The organism is Streptomyces albicerus (genome assembly GCF_008905045.1).
GTDB classification, from domain to species: Bacteria; Actinomycetota; Actinomycetes; order Streptomycetales; family Streptomycetaceae; genus Streptomyces; species Streptomyces albicerus.
Window position 1 is genome coordinate 21,133 of sequence record NZ_VWMY01000069.1, and the last position, 17,399, is coordinate 38,531.

Here is a 17,399-nt window from a genome sequence, read left to right on the forward strand (position 1 = left end):
GTGGACTGCTCTGTGGGTCGGCGTGTAACGTACGGGCGCCAACTCGCGGTGGCAAGAGGGCCGTTCGAGGAAGTTTCGAAGCGGAGGGAGAAGGCGCGTGAGCGAGACCGACCATGAGCGGGCGGCCGAGGCGACCGGGGTGCGCAGTGTGCGCAGGGCTCTGGACATCCTGGGACTGCTGACCGAGGATCAGCCGACGGTCACGCTGAGGGAGATCGTCGACGCCACCGGCCTGGCCAAGACCACCGTGGTCCGCCTGGTGCAGACCCTTGAGCAGTGCGGTCTGCTCTGGGACACCCCGGCCGGCTACACCGCGGGTCCCGGTCTGTGGCGCTGGGCGCATCTCGCGCACACCAGCTGGGAACTGCCCCGTGAAACCCGTAAGTTGATGCGTGAGCTGGCCGAGGAGCAGCAAGAGACGGTCAACCTCTTCATGCTGCGCGGTCTGTCCCGCGTCTGCGTGGCCCAGCAGGAGAGCCCGCAGCCGCTGCGCCATGTCGTACGGGTCGGCGATGAACTCCCGCTGTGGGCGGGCGCCTCGTCCAAGATCCTGCTGCGGACGGCCCCCGACGCCCTGCTGCGCCGGATCGCCGCGGGCTCCCCGCACGGCGAGGGACATGCCAGGCAGCTGCGGGTGTGGGCGGACCTGGCGGCGGAGCGTGGCTTCGCGGTCAGCCGGGGCGAGCGCGACGAGGGGCTGACGGCCGTGGCCGTACCCGTCGTCGGCCGCAGCGGGGCCGTCGTCGCCTCGCTCTCGCTCAGCGGACCCAGCCACCGCTTCCCCGAGTCCGTCATCGAGCGGTTCGCCACCGCGCTCAAGGACGTTGCCCGGCAGATGTCGGAACAGGGCTTCGACCACCCGCTCAGCCCGACGAAATGAGCCCACCGCAGCAGCCACACATGCCAGAGCAGTAACTGAAGCCGCAGGAACCGCAGAAGGAGCCGGTGCATGCCCGAACGACCGCTCTCAGGAATCCGCGTACTCGATCTCACCAATGTGCTGGCAGGGCCGTACTGCAGTTACCACCTCATGCTCCTCGGCGCCGAGGTCGTCAAGGTCGAACAGCCGGGCAGGGGCGATCTCGCGCGGAGTCTCGGCCCTGATCCGGAGCTCAACCGGGCCGGCATCGGCGCCTCCTTCCTCGCCCAGAACGCCGGCAAGAAATCCCTCGTCCTCGACCTCAAGGACCCCGGCGACCGGGCCGACTTCGAGGAGCTGGTGCGTGGCGCGGACGTCCTCCTGGAGAACTTCCGGGCCGGGGTGCTGGCCCGGATGGGATACAGCGCCGACCGGCTGCGGGAGCTCAATCCGCGCCTGGTCAGCTGCGCGATCACCGGCTTCGGGCAGTCGGGACCGATGAGCGCCGCCCCCGCCTACGACCAGATCATCCAGGGCCTGTCCGGCATGATGAGCATCACCGGCACCACCGACACCGCACCGCTCAGGGTGGGCTTCCCCGTGTGTGACTCGCTCGGCGGTCTCGGCGCAGCCCTCGCGATCAGCGCGGCCCTGCTGGGACGGGAGAAGACCGGGCGAGGGGCGCGCCTCGACGTCTCCATGCTGGAGGTCTCCCTCTCCGCGATGGGCTGGGCCGTCTCCAACTACCTGATCAGCGGCGTCGATCCGGAACCGATGGGTGACCAGAACGCCACTGCGGCCCCGTCCGGGACCTTCGAGACCGCCGACGGAGGGCTGAACATCGCGGCCAACCGCCAGGAGCAGTTCATCACGCTCTGCCGCCTCGCCGGGCTGCCCCACCTGATCGACGACCCGAGGTTCGCCGAGCGCGAGGCACGCAAACTGCACCGCGCGGAACTCAATACCGAGCTGAACGCGGCACTGCGCCAGAAGACCGCTCTGGAGTGGGAGGCGACACTGTCCGCGGCCGGGGTCCCGGCGGCCCGCGTCCTCACGGTCCCCGAAGCCGTGGAGCTGGAACAGCTGGCGCACCGCGGCTTCTTCACCGACCTGCCCTACCCGGACGGCTCCGGCCGCACGCTGCGGGCCAGCGGCAACGGCGTGCTGGTGGACGGCGAACCCCTCTCCCCGGACTCCCCGCCCCCGCTTCTCGACCAGCACGGCGAGGAGCGAGAGCGGCTGATCGCCCGCTGGCGGGCGCACCGCCAGGCCGCCGAGGCGCCGGCCTCATGACGGCCGGGCCGCAGGACGGCCTCGTCGCCCAGTGGTGGGCGACCGCCGTCAGCCGGGTCGAACCCGGCATTATCGAACTGCGTGAGCATCCCGTACAGGATCTGATCGGCCACGCGACCTTCGTCGAGACGATCTGGCTGATGCTCCGGGGGGAACTGCCCCGTCCCGAGCAGGCCAGGCTCCTGGAGGCGGCCCTGGTGGCAGGCGTCGACCACGGGCCGCAGGCCCCGTCGATCGCTGCCGCCCGGATGGCAGCCACCTGCGGGATCGGGCTCAACAGCGCCGTCGCCACCGGGGTGAACATGCTCGGCGATGTGCACGGCGGGGCGGGTCAGCAGTGCGTGCAGCTACTGAGCGACATCATCGAACGAGTCGAACGGCACGACCAGGGCCGGGAGTTCGACCTCGCCGTGGCGGAGGTCGTCGCCGAGTGGCGGGCCCGCTCGCGCTATCTGCCCGGCTTCGGCCACCGCTTCCACCCCCGCGACCCGCGCCGCGACCCGCTGCTCGCCCTGGTGGACCGGGCTGTGGCGGACGGCCTGGTGACGGGCGCTCACCTGCAGGCGGCCCGCGCCGTGGAGACGTACCTCAACCGGGGGCGCGAGGGAAGGAAACCCGTGCCCATGAACATCGACGGTGCCACCGCCGTCATCTACGCCGAGTTGGGCTTCGCCGCCCCGCTGGCCCGGGGCCTGTTCGTGCTCAGCCGCAGCGTCGGCATCCTCGCGCACGCGTGGGAGGAGACCGGGCAGGGGCGCCGCAACAAGAGTCCCATGCCGCCCTCCATGGTGCCGGTCCACCTGGCGGCACCAACACCGCGCTCCTGACGCACGGTTGACGCCCGTCGCTCGAAAATCCCCTGCCGCGTGTCTTGTCACGGACGCACAGCCGTCCCTAACGTGACCCTCCATCACGCGAACCCATTCTGTGGATTGCGCAGACCATCTAGCGGACCTTGATCGAATCGAGGGAACTGAACGATGGAAAGACGCACCTTCCTCCTGACAGCCGCGGCGGGCAGCGCGGCCACCGTCTCCATCCTGGCGCCCACCGCCGAGGCGGCCCCCAACGCCGCGCCAGGCCTCGCGCTCCCGGTGCCCCCGCAGTCGGCCGCACTCGGCACCACCGGCGCCAACTGGCCCAAGGTCGGCGGCAATTACGGCAACCAGAACCACTCCACGCTGCGTGACATCACCCCGCAGAACATCAAGAGGCTCGGCGGGGCCTGGCACATCAACCTGGAGGGCGGCTCCACCAGCGCGTACCAGCAGTGCACGATCGTCGTGCAGAACGGTGTGCTGTACGTCGAGACCACCCAGCAGAACGTCTTCGCCGTCAACGGCCGGACCGGCGAGGTGATCTGGAAGACCAACCTCGGCACCGAGAGCACCAACATGCGCGGCGTCGCCGTGGCGGAGGGCAAGGTCTTCACCATCTCGGGCGCCAACATCGTCTACGCCCTCGACCAGAAGACCGGGGCGATCGTCTGGCAGAAGCCGTTGATCGTCGACGACAACGGCGGCGACGACGGCTGCGACAACGACAGCGGCCAATGCGGCGGCAACAGTGGGGGACTGGCGGGCGCGGTCGTGCACTGGGACGGCCTGATCTACGTCGGCACGGAGGGCTCGACCGCCGGCGCACGCGGCCGCGGATACGCGCTCGACGCCACGAGCGGCGATGTCGTGTGGACCTTCTGGGGCCCGCCGGGACCCGGAGAGTTCGGCCACGACACCTGGGAGGGTGACTCCTGGAAGACCGGTGGCGCGGTCCCCTGGATCCACCCGGCTGTCGATCCCGAACTCGGCCTGGTCTACTGGACGTTCGGCAACCCGTATCCCCGTACGGACGGATCCTCGCGAGGCGGCGACAACCTCTTCGCCAACTCGATCGTCGCCATCGACGCCAAGACCGGCAAGCGGCGCTGGCACTTCCAGTCGGTCCATCACGACATCTGGGACGCGGACAACGTCATGGCACCGGTGCTCGCCGACCTCCTCATCGACGGCAAGCGGCGCAAGGTCGTCGTCTACGGCTCGAAGACCTGCTGGTACTACATCCTCGACCGCCGCACCGGCGAGGCCGTCCACGGCATGGAAGAGCGACCGGTCCCGCAGCACGCCCTGCAGAAGACCTCGCCCACCCAGCCGTTCCCCGGCGGCGAGCCGTTCGTATCCCCGTATCCGGAGTACGACAAGACGACCCGGCCCGTGCCCTTCTACCCGGCCGGCGGCCTCTACACCGTCTTCTGGGACCGGGCCACCATCATCTTCCCGGGCGCGGGCGGCGGAGCCGACTGGGGCTTCCCCTCCTTCAGCCCCAAGACCGGACACATCTACGTCGGCTACGGCCTCGTCAACTCCTCCTACTCCAACACCCGCGGCGGCCGCGTCAACACCGCCCGGCCCCTCGGTGAACTGTTCGGCGGAGGTCTGGTCGCGGTGGACCCCCGCACCAACACGGTCGCCTGGCGCAAGGAGGGCCCCTGGTCACTGGCCCACGGCAACGGCATCCTCACCACCGCGGGCCGCGTCCTCTTCCAGGGCCGCCCGGACGGCGTCCTCGAAGCGATGGACGACACCGACGGAAAGAGCCTGTGGACCTGGCAGTGCGGCGCCGGGGTCAACACCATCCCCGTCTCGTACGAGATCGATGGCGAGCAGTACGTCGCCGTGCTCGCCGGCGGGAACGGGCTCCCCTTCCCCGACATCCCGCGGGGCGACCACCTCTGGGCGTTCAAGCTCGGCGGCAAGGTGGAACAGGCCCCCGCACCCATCCCGCCGTCCCGCCGCAACCAGATCCGTACCGCCGCCGTCACCGGTGCGACAGCGGGGAACACCGTCACCCTCGGCCGCGTCTGGAACGCTGCCACGGGCGCTCCCGGCGCGACCGAGAACACCGTTGCCCAGAACGCCATGGCCCCCCAGCACCTGACGGTCCCGGCCGGCACGACCGTGACCTTCACCAATCCCACCGACAACAAGCAGGCACACGGCGCGGTGGCCTTCTTCGACGCGGAGTTCGACACCGGGCTGCTGATGCCGGGCCAGTCGTACACGCACACCTTCGGCAAGCCCGGCGAGTACTTCTACAACGACCCGGTCTTCCCCCAGTCCACCGGCAAGATCGTCGTCCAGTGAGAGGGTCGGCCGCCATGACGTCCACAGCACGTACAACCCGTACGACGGTGTCCGTACTGGCCGCGGTCAGCGCCACACTCCTGATCGCCCTGGCGGCCTTCTTCGGCCTCCAGTATCAGGCAGCCGCAGGAGGCGACGGCAGACCCACCGGAGCCCAGGAGTTGGGCGACCCCGACTACGGTGTCTGCCGCGGCACCAGCGCCAGGTGCTACCACGACTGGGGCAACTTCTCCCCGGCCGCCGACGGCTACCGAGTGCTCCTCTACACGCGCACCGCGGGCCCCCGCCACGCGAACCTCGGTCCCACACTCGGCGCCGGGCTCAACCCCACGCTCGCCGACACCAACGTCGTACAGAACGCGTTGGTCAAGATGGGCACGAAGAACGGTTTCACCGTCGACTGGACCGAAGACGTCACGCAACTCTCCTCCCCTGCACGGCTCTTCCGGTACAACGCGGTCGTCTTCTACTCCACCAGCCGCGACACCCTCGACGACGCCGCGCAGACCTCCCTGCGCCAGTACATCCGCGGCGGCGGAGGCTTCGTCGGCATCCACAACGCCTTCGGCACGGAGTACAACTGGCCTTGGTACGAGGGCCTGTTGGGGCGCGCGAACTTCTACGACCACGGCCCCAACCAGCGTGGCACGGTCATTGTGCAGGACCGCCACGACTCCTCCACCTCGGATCTCCCGACGCGCTGGGACTTCACCGACGAGTGGTACAACCTCGTCCCGGCGCCCTCGAAGGTCCGTGTCCTGGCCTCCGTCGACGCGTCCACGCTCGCCGAGGGCGTCACGGGCAACCAAGGCCACCCCGGACACGGCAGGCACCACCCGGTCGCCTGGTGCCAGTACTACGACGGCGGACGCGCCTGGCTCACCACACTCGGCCACGACGCAAAGGCCTTCTCGACCGACGGCTCGTTCCCCGGGGCCGAACAGTTCCAGAACCTGATCCTCGGCGGCATCGAGTCCGCCATGGGCAGGGCTCCGTTCTGCCGGGCAAGCTGAACCGCTCCACGGGGCGGACTGAATCGCGCAGGCCGGCAGGCCAAGGGGCCCTTGTCGGTGCTGCGCTGGGCGCGCGAGCCTCCTCAACACCGGGCAGAAAGGTTGCCTTGCCCGCAAGGAGAAGGCAGCCGGGATGAGATCGCCGCGTGTGTGTCCCGGGCCAGGACACCCCGGATTGTGGTCGAACTGTGAGCCGTGCGACATCCCTGTCCGCTCTGGTGACCCGGCCGGCCAAGGCGAGCTGAGCGCGGGCGACGCGATCGTCGGCGCGCCGAGGCGGCTCGACCGTGTGGCGCTGGACGTACGGGCATGGGCACGGGGTGACCGGGACGGCGCCGTCTGTGCCGCCCGGGTGGCCGATGCGGCGCCGACGCACGGGCCACTGCGCGGTGGCCCGTTCGGGGCAAGGACATCATTGATGTACGCGGTCTGCCCACCGAGTGCGGATCACGGCTGCGGCGGGGCCGGATCGCCGAATCCGACGCGCCACTGGTCGCCCGGCTCCGGCAAGACCTGTCCCTCCCGCTGGAGGCGGGCCGCGAACTGGCCATCTGGAGTTGCGCTTCGAGCGCCGAGATGAGGTACCAGCGGAGCCGCCCGGTCGGTGACCTGGACCGACAGGACGGAAGCCATGGATCACTCGTTACCCACCAACCCGGCAGATCCAGCCGAGATGTTCGCCGGCCTGGACTGGGACAAGGTCGCCAAGGCACTCAAGCCCGTCTACACCGCGCCGACCGAGGCCGACGCGGCCGAGCGATTCCTGGAGTTCGACCCGAGGCGTCGACATGGAGCAGGGTTCCTGACTCCTTCCGTCGCGCAAGCAAGACCAGTAGCCGGCAAAGGGCTGCGAGGGGGAAAGAAAGGACCTCGTTGCAGAGCGTGACCCGATGCTTGCTGCAGTTCAAACCCCGGGCTCGAACCTGCGGGACGTGCAAAGGTCCTAAACCATATCTACCTGGGACGATGCTCAGCAGACCGGTGGAGGTCTTGACCGGCCCAGCGTGCAGCGAGCTGCCATTGGAAGGACCATCGGTAGGCCTATTGGCCTATCTGACCTGCGGAAACACGGAGTGTAGCTGAGCGCCCCCGGGGTGGCACCGACAGCATCTGTAGGGTCTCGTACCCGCGGTGAGCTGGTGCTTTCCGCGACGGTGGCGGTGCCGAGGGTGTCCCGGCGGCGCCGTCGTGGGAGTGGCTCCCGGTGAGGGCCCCGGGCGAAACACCGCGCGATGAGTCTGTAGACCTTCGTGACGCCTCTTCAAATGCCGGTGCCGGTGCCGGTGCCGGTGCTGGTGTCGGGTTTGAGGTGTGGGTGCGGCGTGGTTGTGCGCTGGTGGTGGCGTCGGTGGCTGCGTATGCCTCGTACGTGCACCAGCGGGCGTTTGCTCTGCAGGGTGGGGCGGATGCGGTGAGCGCCACGCTGTGGCCGTTGTCGGTGGACGGGCTTTTGTTGCTGGCGACGGTTGGCCTGTTGAACTCGGCCCGTGGCGCGGAGCGTCGGGTGCGGGCGGTGGTGTGGCTGGCTTTCCTGCTTGGTATCGCGGTGTCGTTCTTGGTATCGCGGTGTCGTTGGCGGCGAATGTGGCGGCTGCGCCTGCGTTGGAGTGGAAGCCGGTGTTGGTGGCGGGCTGGCCTCCGGTTGCTCTGCTGCTCTCGGTGGAACTGCTCGCGCAGCGCGGCGGTCGAGAGCGCGCCGAGAGTGCGGGTGGTTCGGCGACGGCTGCCGCCGAGACTCCCAACGGCGGTGGGCCGACGCGTGGCCGAGACGAGAGGGTGGACGCCCCGCGAGAGGAAGACGGGGCGGATCGAGACGAGACAACGGTGGGTCGGCGAGAGGCGAGCGAGAGCAGTCGAGAGTCGGTAAATGGCGAAGAGCCGCGGAAGGCACAGGCTCTGTCGTCGAGGGGGGATCGGTCTCGGCCGGGCGAGGTGACGGCGGAGGAAGTGATGTGGGATCACTTCGAGCGGCAGTTGGCTTTCGGGCGTGTGCCCAGTGGCGCGGAGTTGGACCGGGTGGCGGGGACGAACAACTACGGCCGGGCTGTCCTGGCCCGCTGGCGACGCGCAGGCCGGATCCCGAGCACAGCGGACCAGGCTCATCCGAACGGAAGCCGTGGTCACTCATGAGCACGATCCGGATCCTTTGGCGCGGCCGGGCAGGTGGTGCTGGTCCGGCAGGGTGATGTGGAAGGAGATGTCGCTGTCGGCGTGGAGGCGGACGGTGAGCTGGGTGGTCTCGAACAGCCGTCGTTGCAGCTGCTCGGGCGCGTCCGCGAGATGGCGGGCCAGGTAGGGGAGGGCGTCGAGGAGTGCGGCGATGGCGCCGGCTTGTCCGACGGGGCCAGCGGCGGTGGTGGCCGTGTCGAGGCTGCCGAGGGCGGTGAGCGTGCGGGTCCGCTGTGCTTCCAGGTCGTTGTAGGTGCGGCGCAGGGCCTGGGCGTAGGGGTCGTCGGCGGGGCAGTTCTGGGCCTGCTGGAGGAGGTTGTCCTGGCGGCGCGTGCAGTCCTCCAGCAGGCGTTGCAGCTCGTCCCGTTGGGCTTGTTGCTGGATGGCGCTGCGGTGCCTGGCGCGTGCGAGGGCGCCGGCCAGCAGGTCCGGCTGGTCGGGGCGGAGCACCTGATCGGTGTAGAACGCGGCGAGCGCCTCGAGCAGGAGGTCTTCGCGGAGGTACACGGTCGTGGGGTGACCGGTGTAGGTGTCGGGGCGGCCGCGGTTGTTGGCCTGGGGTTGGCAGCTGTAGTTGGTGATGCCGTCGCGGTGTTTGCCGAACATGCGTCGGTTGCAGGCGTGCAGCAGCATCCCGCGCAGCACATACGTGCGCCGGGTTTGCGGATGGGGGTTGGGGGTGTTGCCGGGGCGGGAGCCGCGGTTGGCGTGCCGTTGTGCGGTGAGGGCGTCGTGCATCCACTTCGGGATGAGCGGCTCGTGTACGGGGTGTGGTGACCAGACCCACAGGGCGGGGTCGTTGTGGGCGCCGCTGCGGGAGCGGCTGGCGCGCCGGTTGAAGACCTGGTAGCCGGTGTATTTGGGGTTGCGCAGCAGGTCGGCGACGGCGGACTTGCCCCACGCGCCGCGGGCCCGAGATGCGCCGCCGGGCGGCACCGGCGGAGGAAACAGGACAGGACTGGCGTTGAGGTGGTCGACGATCGCGGCGTAGCCGAGCCGGTCGTGCGATGTCCGGGACACCGTGCCCAACCGCGCCGCGTTCGGTCGGCTCCCGGCCGCAGCAACGGATCCGGGCCGCTGCCCGCAGATCCGCGTGCTGACCCTGATCGCGTGCGGCACCCGAGCCATCCTCGACGCGGCATGGGGCGGCCGCTCGATCAGCGAGGGAGCTCTGCTGCGCAAGCTGTGTGTCCTCGTTGGGTCGGGAAGCCCAGGTGGCGGAGCCGAAGTTCCAGAGTGTCTGGGCTCATGGGTTGTCCGGCCCTGCGGCCGGGGAAGAGCCATCGGGCGTCGGGGTTGGTCGCCGTCATGGTGTTCGGCCGCTGCCCCAGGTAGTCCAGCAGCATCCCAGCGAAAGGGGCCGGGACGGGCGACGGTGGGTCGCCGAGGCGGACGAGAACTTCGCCGTCCTTGTGCTGGACGTCGTCGGTGCCGAGCCTGGCGATCCGTGTGAGCGGCTGCGCGTAGAGGAGGACAAGCGCGGCGGCCACGCGATCCTGGAGCTGGACGTCGTCGCAGCTCGCGAGCTGTCGCAGCAGCGCGAGCCGCTGGTGTTGGGCAATCGGCGCGGGGTAACTCGTCGAGCGGTGCGGAACGGTGACGGCGGGCATGTGCTTGGACCGCATTGCCCAGCGGAGGAAAGCGTGAGTAGGACGCCGGGCGGTGTAGCCGCCTGCGTACCAGGTGTCGACATCGGCCTGGGTGCAGTCGGCGAGAGCGTGTCCGCGCTGGGCGCGGTGGTCGTCCATGGTCAGTGGTCCTGCCATGAGCCACATCTGATCCTCCGTCAAATTCCTTTGCGTTTAGGGGAGAAGCTCAATCTGACGGTTCGTTATTATCTGACGGTCCGTTAGTCTTGGGGTGTAGCGAGTTACGTGATGCGACGTATCGACTCCAGAGTGTCATTGATCTGGGTAATGCCTTACATGCGCTTCTGTATCGGATTGCCGTATCGCAGGGCCGCGTGAGCGGCGTGCGCCGAATCTGCTCGTCCCGATCGCCCAGCCACCGCCCCGATCGCACAGAACAGAGGAGCCTCTCCCGTGACGCACACCGTTATCGGCGTCAGCCCGTTCGGTGCACCGGACCCCCGCCTCGCCGCCGCCGTCTGCCGGGCCGGCGGGCTAGGTGTCCTCGACCTCGGCTCCGGCGCCCGCGGCACCCGCGCCGCCCTGACCCTCGCGCGGCGCTGGACCCTCGGCCGCCACGGCGTGCGGGTTCCCGCCGACTGTGCGCTGCGCCCCGAAGAGCTGTGGACCCCGGCGCTCGCCGGAGCGCGGCGCACCGCACAGTCGGCCGCGGACCCCGCCGCCGCCGGACCGTGCGCCGTGCTCCTCGCCTGCGACGCGCCCTGGACCATCGCCGGGGTCCGGGCCGCCGCCCGGGCCGCCGCCGCGGACCCCGCCGTGCTCGCCGAGGTCCGCGGCGCCGGCGAGGCTGCCCGTGCCGTGGCCGACGGCGCCACCGGGCTCGTGGTGCGTGGCGATGAGTCCGGCGGCCCCTGCGGCGAACTCTCCACCTTCGTGCTGCTCCAGTGCGTCCTCGACGCTGTCCCGGACGACCTGCCGGTGTGGGCCTGCGGCGGCATCGGCCCGCACACCGCGGCCGCCGCCGTGCTCGCGGGCGCCCGCGGTGTCGTCCTCGACGTTCAGCTCGCACTGCTCGACGAGGCCGACACGGACCCCGCCGCCGCCGGTCTGCTACGCACCGCTGACGGCTCCGAGACTGTCGTTGCCGACGGCCACCGGGTGCTCGACCGGAGCCGTCCCGGCCTCCTCGCCGCCCTGCGCGACCAGCCCCTGCCGCTGGGTCAGGACGCCTTCCTCGCCGCCCGGTTCGCCGAGCGGTACGGCACCGTGGCGCGGGCCCTCGCCGCCGTCATGGACGGCATCGACGCGGCGGTGGCGGCCGACGGCGCGGTGCTGCGGGGCGGCTCGCGGATGTGCCGGGCGCTCGGCACGGCGCTGCCGGTCGCCCAGGGCCCGATGACCCGGGTCAGCGACCAGCCGCGGTTCGCGGCGGCCGTCGCGGACGGCGGCGGACTGCCGTTCATTGCGCTCGCCTTGGCCGGGCCCGAGCAGACCCGCACCCTCCTTGAACAGACCAAGTCCGCGCTCGGCGACCGCCCCTGGGGCGTCGGCGTCCTGGGCTTCGCCCCGGAAGAGGTACGCACCGCCCAGCTGGAGGCCGTCCGTGAGCTGCGCCCCAGCCACGTCGTCGTGGCGGGCGGCCGTCCTTCCCAGGCAGCCGCTCTGGAGGCCGAGGGCATCCGCACCTTTCTGCACGTGCCGTCGCCTGGGCTGCTCGGCCAGTTCCTGGCGGCCGGCGCCCGGCGTTTCGTCTTCGAGGGCGCCGAGTGCGGCGGGCACATCGGGCCGCGCAACAGCTTCCCGCTGTGGGAGGCCCAACTGGCCGTCCTGGAGGACTTCCTCGACACCGTGGCCGCCGACGGTGACGCCGTCGACCCGCAGGATGTACATGTTCTGTTCGCGGGCGGCATCCACGACGAGCGCTCCGCCGCCATGGTCGCCGCGCTCGCCGCCCCGCTCACCGCCCGCGGCGCCGCCGTCGGCGTTCTGATGGGTACCGCCTACCTCTTCACCGAGGAGGCCGTCGAGTGCGGCGCCATCCGGCCGCTGTTCCAGCGCGCAATCCTGGACGCCGAGTCGACCGCGCTCCTGCACACCGCGCCCGGCCACGCCACCCGCTGTGTGCCCAGTGCGTTCAGCGATATGTACCAGGAGGTCAAGGACGAGTTGCGGGCCCAGGGTATACCCGAGCGGCAGGCCTGGCAGGAGCTAGAGCGGCTCAACGTCGGCCGCCTGCGCATCGCCACCAAGGGCGTCGAGCGGGTCGGCGACGAACTCCTCGACGTCGACGAGGAGCGCCAGTGTGAAGCGGGCGTGTTCATGGCCGGCGAGGTCGCCGTACTCCGCTCCGCCGTCACCACCGTCGTCGAACTGCACCACGCGGTCGCCGACCGGGCCGCCGACTTCTACGAGCGCCGCACCGTCGAACTCGCCGCCTGCGCCCGCGACGCCGACGGCACGGTGCCCGCAGAGAGCCCGGCCCCCGTTCCCGAGCCGCTCGACATCGCCGTCGTCGGCATGGCCGGCATGTTCCCCGGCGCCGCTGACCTGCCCGCTTACTGGGCCCAGGTGCTCGCCGGGGCTGACGCGGTCACCGAGATCCCAGACACCCGCTGGGACCCCGCGCTGCACTTCGGTGCGGACGCCGGTGCGGACGACGTGTCCACGTCCAAGTGGGGCGGTTTCCTGCCCCCGATCCCCTTCGACCCACTGGCGTACGGCATCCCACCTGCCTCGCTGGCCTCCATCGAACCCGTGCAGCTCCTCGCCCTGGAGGCGGCCCGGCGGGCGCTCGCCGACGCCGGGCTCGACCGCCGCCCCTTCCCGCGCGAGCGCACCTGTGTCGTGTTCGGCGCCGAGGCCGGCAGCGACACCTCGGGTGCGACGACGCTGCGCACCGTGCTGCCGTCGTACGTCGGAAGGCTGCCCGAGGACCTGGAGGAGCAGCTTCCGAAGCTCACCGAGGACTCCTTCCCCGGCATGCTCGCCAACGTCATCTCCGGCCGGATCGCCAACCGGCTCGACCTCGGCGGCGCCAACTTCACCGTCGACGCCGCCTGCGCCTCCTCCCTGGCCGCCGTGGATGTCGCCTGCAAGGAACTGGCCGGCGGCGCCGCCGACATGGCGCTGTGCGGCGGCGCCGACCTGCACAACGGCATCAACGACTACCTGCTCTTCTCCTCCGTGCACGCCCTGTCGCCCACCGGCCGCTGCCGCCCCTTCGCAGCCGACGCCGATGGCATCGCGCTCGGCGAGGGCGTCGCCTGCGTCGTCCTCAAGCGCCGCGCCGACGCCGAGCGGGACGGCGACCGGATCTACGCCGTGATCAAGGGCGTCGGCAGCGCCAGCGACGGACGCTCGCTCGGCCTGACCGCGCCACGGCCCGAGGGCCAGCGCGCCGCCCTGGAACGCGCCTACGCCCAGGCCCGCGTCTCACCCGCCGATGTCGGCCTGATCGAGGCCCACGGCACCGGCACGGTCGTCGGCGACCGCACCGAACTCGGCACGCTCACCAGGCTGTTGGAGGAGGCCGGGGCCGCGCCAGGCGCCTGCGTCGTGGGTTCCGTCAAGTCCCAGATCGGGCACACCAAGTGCGCCGCCGGGCTGGCCGGACTGATCAAGACTGCGCTCGCCCTGCATACCGGGGTGCGCCCGCCCACCCTGCATATCGACGTACCCAACCCCGCCTGGACCGGTCCCGCCAGCCCGCTCGCCTTCCACCGCGAGGCCCGGCCCTGGGCCGAGTCCGCCGGCCGCCGGGTCGCCGGGGTGAGTGCCTTCGGCTTCGGCGGCACCAACTTCCACGTGGTGCTGCGGGCCCACGCCGGCGCTGGGGCGCCGCCCCGCCAGGGCCACGACGCCTGGCCCGCCGAACTGTTCGTCTTCCGCGCCCGCACCGCCGTCGAGGAGATCGCCGACCTCGCGGTGCGCGGCCACTGGCGCCTGCGGGACTTGGCGCGCACCGCCGCACGGCGCGCGGAGACCGGCGCAGGCCCGCTCCTCGGCGCCGTGGTCGCCGAGTCCGTCGCCGAACTCCCACAGCTGTTACGGGACTTACTCGACGGCGCGACCGGGAAGAAGGGGGTGTTCCCGGCCGTGGGCACTCCCGCCGGGGTGGCCGACGGTGACCGGAAGGTCGCGGTCCTTTTCCCCGGTCAGGGCAGCCAGCGCCCCGGCATGTTCGCCGAGCTTTTCACGGCCTTCCCCGAACTCGGCCGCCACCTGCGCCACACCCCGGCCGCTGCCCTCTACCCGCCCGCCGCCTTCAACGCCGCCGAGCGCGCCGCACAGGCCGCCCAGCTCACCGACACCCGCTGCGCCCAGCCCGCGCTCGGCGCGGTCGGCCTCGCCGCGTACGACACCCTCACCGCGGTCGGCGTCCGCCCCGACATGGCCGCAGGGCACTCCTACGGCGAACTCGTCGCGCTCTGCGCCGCGGGCGCCCTCGACCCTGACACGCTCGGCGACCTCAGCCGGGAGCGGGCCGAGGCGATCCTCGCCGCGACCGGCGCGCACGGGCAGGACCCCGGCACCATGGCCGCCACCATGGCCTCCGCCGAGCAGGTGACCCGGGTGCTCGCCGAGACCGGCCTCGCCGACCGGGTCGTCACCGCCAACCACAACGCGCCCACACAGAGCGTACTTTCGGGCCCGACGGATGCCGTCGCCGAAGCCGTCGATGCGCTCACCGGAGCCGGGTTCGCCGTCCGCCCGCTGCCCGTCGCCTGCGCCTTCCACAGCCCCCTGGTCGCCGGGGCCGTGCCTCGCTTCGCCCAGGCCCTGGCGACATACCCGGTGCGCGGCCCCGAGTTCCCGGTCTGGGCCAACCTCACCGGCACCCGCTACGCCGAGGACCCCGCGGAGGTACGGGTCAACCTCACCGAGCAGATCGCCGCCCCCGTTCGCTTCGCTGAGCAGATCGAGGCGATGTACGACGCCGGGGCGCGGATCTTCGTCGAGTGCGGGCCCGGCACCGTGCTCACCGGCCTGGTCGGCCAGATCCTCGGCGACCGGCCGCACCTGGCCGTCCCGTTCGAGCCCCGCCCCGACGCGGGCCTGCGCGGTCACCTGGAGGCCCTGGCCCGGCTCGCCGCGGCCGGCGTTCCGGTGGCACCCGGACGGCTTTTCGCCGGACGCGACGCGGCCCTTGCCGATCCGGCCGCTGTGCCCGGGCGGCCCGGCTGGACAGTCGACGGCCACCTCGTCCGCACGGCGGACGGGGAGCCGGTGCCCGGGGCGCTGCGGCCGGCCCGGCGCACCACAGGCATCTCGCGCACCAGGGAGGCGACGATGATGGGCGAGCGGGAAGAACTGCTCCGGGAGTTCCTGCGCAACAGCCGGGAGATGCTGGCCGCACAACGGGACGTGCTCCTCGGCTACTTCGGGGCCCCCGACGCGCCGCAGCCGGCGCCGCGGGCCGCCGAGCCCCTACCGGCTCCTGCCTCCGCTCACGCTCCCGCTCCGGTGGGGGTGGATGTGCTGGCCGAGGTGGTGGCGGTGATTGCGGAGCGTACGGGTTATCCGGCGGAGATGGTGGGGGCGGAGCTGGATCTTGAGGCGGATCTGAGCGTGGATTCGATCAAGCGGATGGAGATTGCGGGGGAGCTGGGGCAGCGGTTGCTGGGTTCGGGTGCGGATCTGCGGTCGTTGTCGGATGCGGAGCTGGAGGAGCTGACCCGGGCACGCACCGCCGCTGGGATCGCCGACTGGCTGCGGGCCCGCATGAAGGTGCCCGCCGCCCCGGACCCGGCGCCCGCCTCCCTGGCGGTGCCGGAACCCGTCGCGCCCGAGACCGCCTCTGGGCCCGGAACGGCCCCCGCCCCCGCGGCCGTCGTCGAGGAGTCCTCCGCCCCTTTCATCAGCCGGGCTCCCAAGCGCTACCTGCTGCGGCCCGCTCCGCTCGACCCGGCGCCCGCGCCCGGTGCCGACGCGGCCGCTCAGCTGCGCGGGAAGCGGTTCCTGATCGTCGCGGGCAGCACGCCGCTCGCGCAGGCACTCGTCACCCGGCTCACCGCACTCGGCGCGCTCGCCGCCTGCGGCGGCCCGGATGCCGCGGAACTCGCCGGGCACACCGGCTCGATCGACGGAGTGCTGCACCTCGGCGCCGTCCCGGGTACGGACCAGCAACTGCTGCCCGCCGGGTTCACCGCGCTCCAGGAGCTGCTGCTGCGCGGCCCGCGGTGGCTGCTCTGCCCCCGCCACCCCGAGGACACCAGCGGCCTCGACGGCTTCGTGCGCACCGCGGCCCGCGAACACCCCGACACCGTGGTCCGCACCGTGGAGCTCGACCCGGACTGGCCCGCCGCGGTGCAGGCCGAGGCACTCGTCGGGGAACTGCTGGCGCCCGACCGGGAGCCCGTCGTGCTGCACACCGGCGGCACCCGCCGCGCCCCGGTGCCGTACGAGAAACCGCTCGGCCTGCTCGCCTCCTCCGGCGCCGGGCCCGCTGCCTCCGGCGCCGCCGAGGCCGCAGCGCTCGGGCTCGGTCCGGAATCGATCGTCGTTCTCGCGGGCGGCGCGCGCGGCATCACCGCTCGGTTCGCCATCGCCCTTGCCGGCGCCGCGCGCTGCCGGGTCGAACTGCTCGGGCGTACCCCGCTCGACGAGGGCCCGGCCGGTTGCCACGAGTTCACCGGGGCCACCGACCGGCCCGCGCTGCGCGCCGCGCTCGCTGCACGCGGCGGCCTGCGGCCCGCCGAGATCGACCGCGAGGCGGGCCGCATCCTGGCCCGCCGCGAGGTCGCCGCGACCCTGGCCGAGGTACACGACGCGGGCGGCCAGGCCGGCTACCGGGCCGTCGACCTGCGGGACGCGGAGGCCGTGCAGCAGGCGGTCAAGGAGATATACGCGACGTACGGCCGTATCGACGGGATCGTGCACGCCGCCGGAGTGATCGAGGACCGGCTGCTTGCCGAGAAGGACCAGGAGTCCTTCGCACGGGTCTACGGCACCAAGGTGGACGGCGCCCGCACGCTGCTCGCGGCTCTTCGCCGGTTGCCCCAACTGCCTTGCTTCACCGTCCTGTTCGGCTCCGTCGCGGCGGTGTACGGCAATCGCGGACAGGCCGACTACGCCGCCGCCAACGACGCCCTCGCCCGTCTGGGCCGCCGCTGGCGCACCACCACCGGCAGCCGTACCGTCACCGTGCACTGGGGCCCGTGGGCGCCGACCGGGGCGCACGGCGGCATGATCGGCCCTGAGCTCGGCCGGGAATACGCGCGCCGCGGCATCGAGCTGATCGACCCGGAGGAGGGCGTGCTCGCGCTGCTGCGGGAGCTGGCCTGGGGCGAGCCCGAGACCGACGAGGTCATCCTGACGGCATCGGGCTGGTGAGCGC

Annotated in this window: 9 protein-coding genes; 7 read left to right on the forward strand and 2 right to left on the reverse strand. The window is 71.8% G+C overall.

Annotation, left to right across the window (positions count from 1 at the left end; all coding sequences use genetic code 11):
• The first annotated feature begins 97 nt into the window (after positions 1-97).
• The 6 genes from GAS53_RS43490 to GAS53_RS57100 all read left to right on the forward strand — a co-directional run bounded on the left by GAS53_RS43490 (position 98) and on the right by GAS53_RS57100 (position 8,172).
• The gene (locus tag GAS53_RS43490; protein WP_225859449.1) at positions 98-880 is read left to right on the forward strand and encodes an IclR family transcriptional regulator; all 783 of its coding nucleotides are present in this window, start codon (positions 98-100) and stop codon (positions 878-880) included.
• A 69-nt stretch (positions 881-949) separates the two neighbouring features.
• Positions 950-2,152, forward strand: coding sequence for a CaiB/BaiF CoA transferase family protein (locus GAS53_RS43495; RefSeq protein ID WP_151483309.1), 1,203 nt, complete (start codon positions 950-952; stop codon positions 2,150-2,152).
• Positions 2,149-2,979 (forward strand): citryl-CoA lyase, encoded by an 831-nt coding sequence (locus GAS53_RS43500; RefSeq protein WP_151483310.1) that lies wholly within the window; start codon positions 2,149-2,151, stop codon positions 2,977-2,979. Before GAS53_RS43495 ends, GAS53_RS43500 begins: the two co-directional genes overlap by 4 nt.
• A 153-nt stretch (positions 2,980-3,132) precedes the next feature.
• Positions 3,133-5,292, forward strand: a complete 2,160-nt coding sequence (locus tag GAS53_RS43505; RefSeq protein ID WP_151483311.1) for an outer membrane protein assembly factor BamB family protein — start codon at positions 3,133-3,135, stop codon at positions 5,290-5,292.
• A gap of 14 nt (positions 5,293-5,306) precedes the next feature.
• Positions 5,307-6,305, forward strand: a complete 999-nt coding sequence (locus GAS53_RS43510; protein ID WP_151483312.1) for a ThuA domain-containing protein — start codon at positions 5,307-5,309, stop codon at positions 6,303-6,305.
• 1,369 nt (positions 6,306-7,674) lie between these two features.
• Positions 7,675-8,172, forward strand: coding sequence for a DUF2637 domain-containing protein (locus tag GAS53_RS57100; protein WP_263974221.1), 498 nt, complete (start codon positions 7,675-7,677; stop codon positions 8,170-8,172).
• 257 nt (positions 8,173-8,429) lie between these two features.
• Here the strand turns inward: GAS53_RS57100 and GAS53_RS43530 are convergent, their stop codons facing one another.
• A complete protein-coding gene (locus GAS53_RS43530; protein WP_192583534.1) occupies positions 8,430-9,494 on the reverse strand; it encodes a recombinase family protein in 1,065 nt (354 codons plus the stop codon).
• A gap of 137 nt (positions 9,495-9,631) precedes the next feature.
• Entirely contained in the window at positions 9,632-10,240 is a 609-nt protein-coding gene (locus tag GAS53_RS55610) for a hypothetical protein (RefSeq protein ID WP_192583535.1), read from the reverse strand.
• A 276-nt stretch (positions 10,241-10,516) separates the two neighbouring features.
• Between GAS53_RS55610 and GAS53_RS43540 the strand changes: the two genes are divergently transcribed.
• The gene (locus GAS53_RS43540; protein ID WP_151483316.1) at positions 10,517-17,395 is read left to right on the forward strand and encodes a type I polyketide synthase; all 6,879 of its coding nucleotides are present in this window, start codon (positions 10,517-10,519) and stop codon (positions 17,393-17,395) included.
• Positions 17,396-17,399: the final 4 nt, after the last annotated feature.

What these genes read in the sequence shown, in the direction of transcription:
- GAS53_RS43510 (WP_151483312.1), top strand. Translation starts at nt 5,307, where the DNA reads ATGACGTCCACAGCACGTACAACCCGTACGACGGTGTCCGTACTGGCC.
- GAS53_RS43505 (WP_151483311.1), top strand. Translation starts at nt 3,133, where the DNA reads ATGGAAAGACGCACCTTCCTCCTGACAGCCGCGGCGGGCAGCGCGGCC.
- GAS53_RS43495 (WP_151483309.1), top strand. Translation starts at nt 950, where the DNA reads ATGCCCGAACGACCGCTCTCAGGAATCCGCGTACTCGATCTCACCAAT.
- GAS53_RS55610 (WP_192583535.1), bottom strand. Translation starts at nt 10,240, where the DNA reads ATGGCAGGACCACTGACCATGGACGACCACCGCGCCCAGCGCGGACAC.
- GAS53_RS43500 (WP_151483310.1), top strand. Translation starts at nt 2,149, where the DNA reads ATGACGGCCGGGCCGCAGGACGGCCTCGTCGCCCAGTGGTGGGCGACC.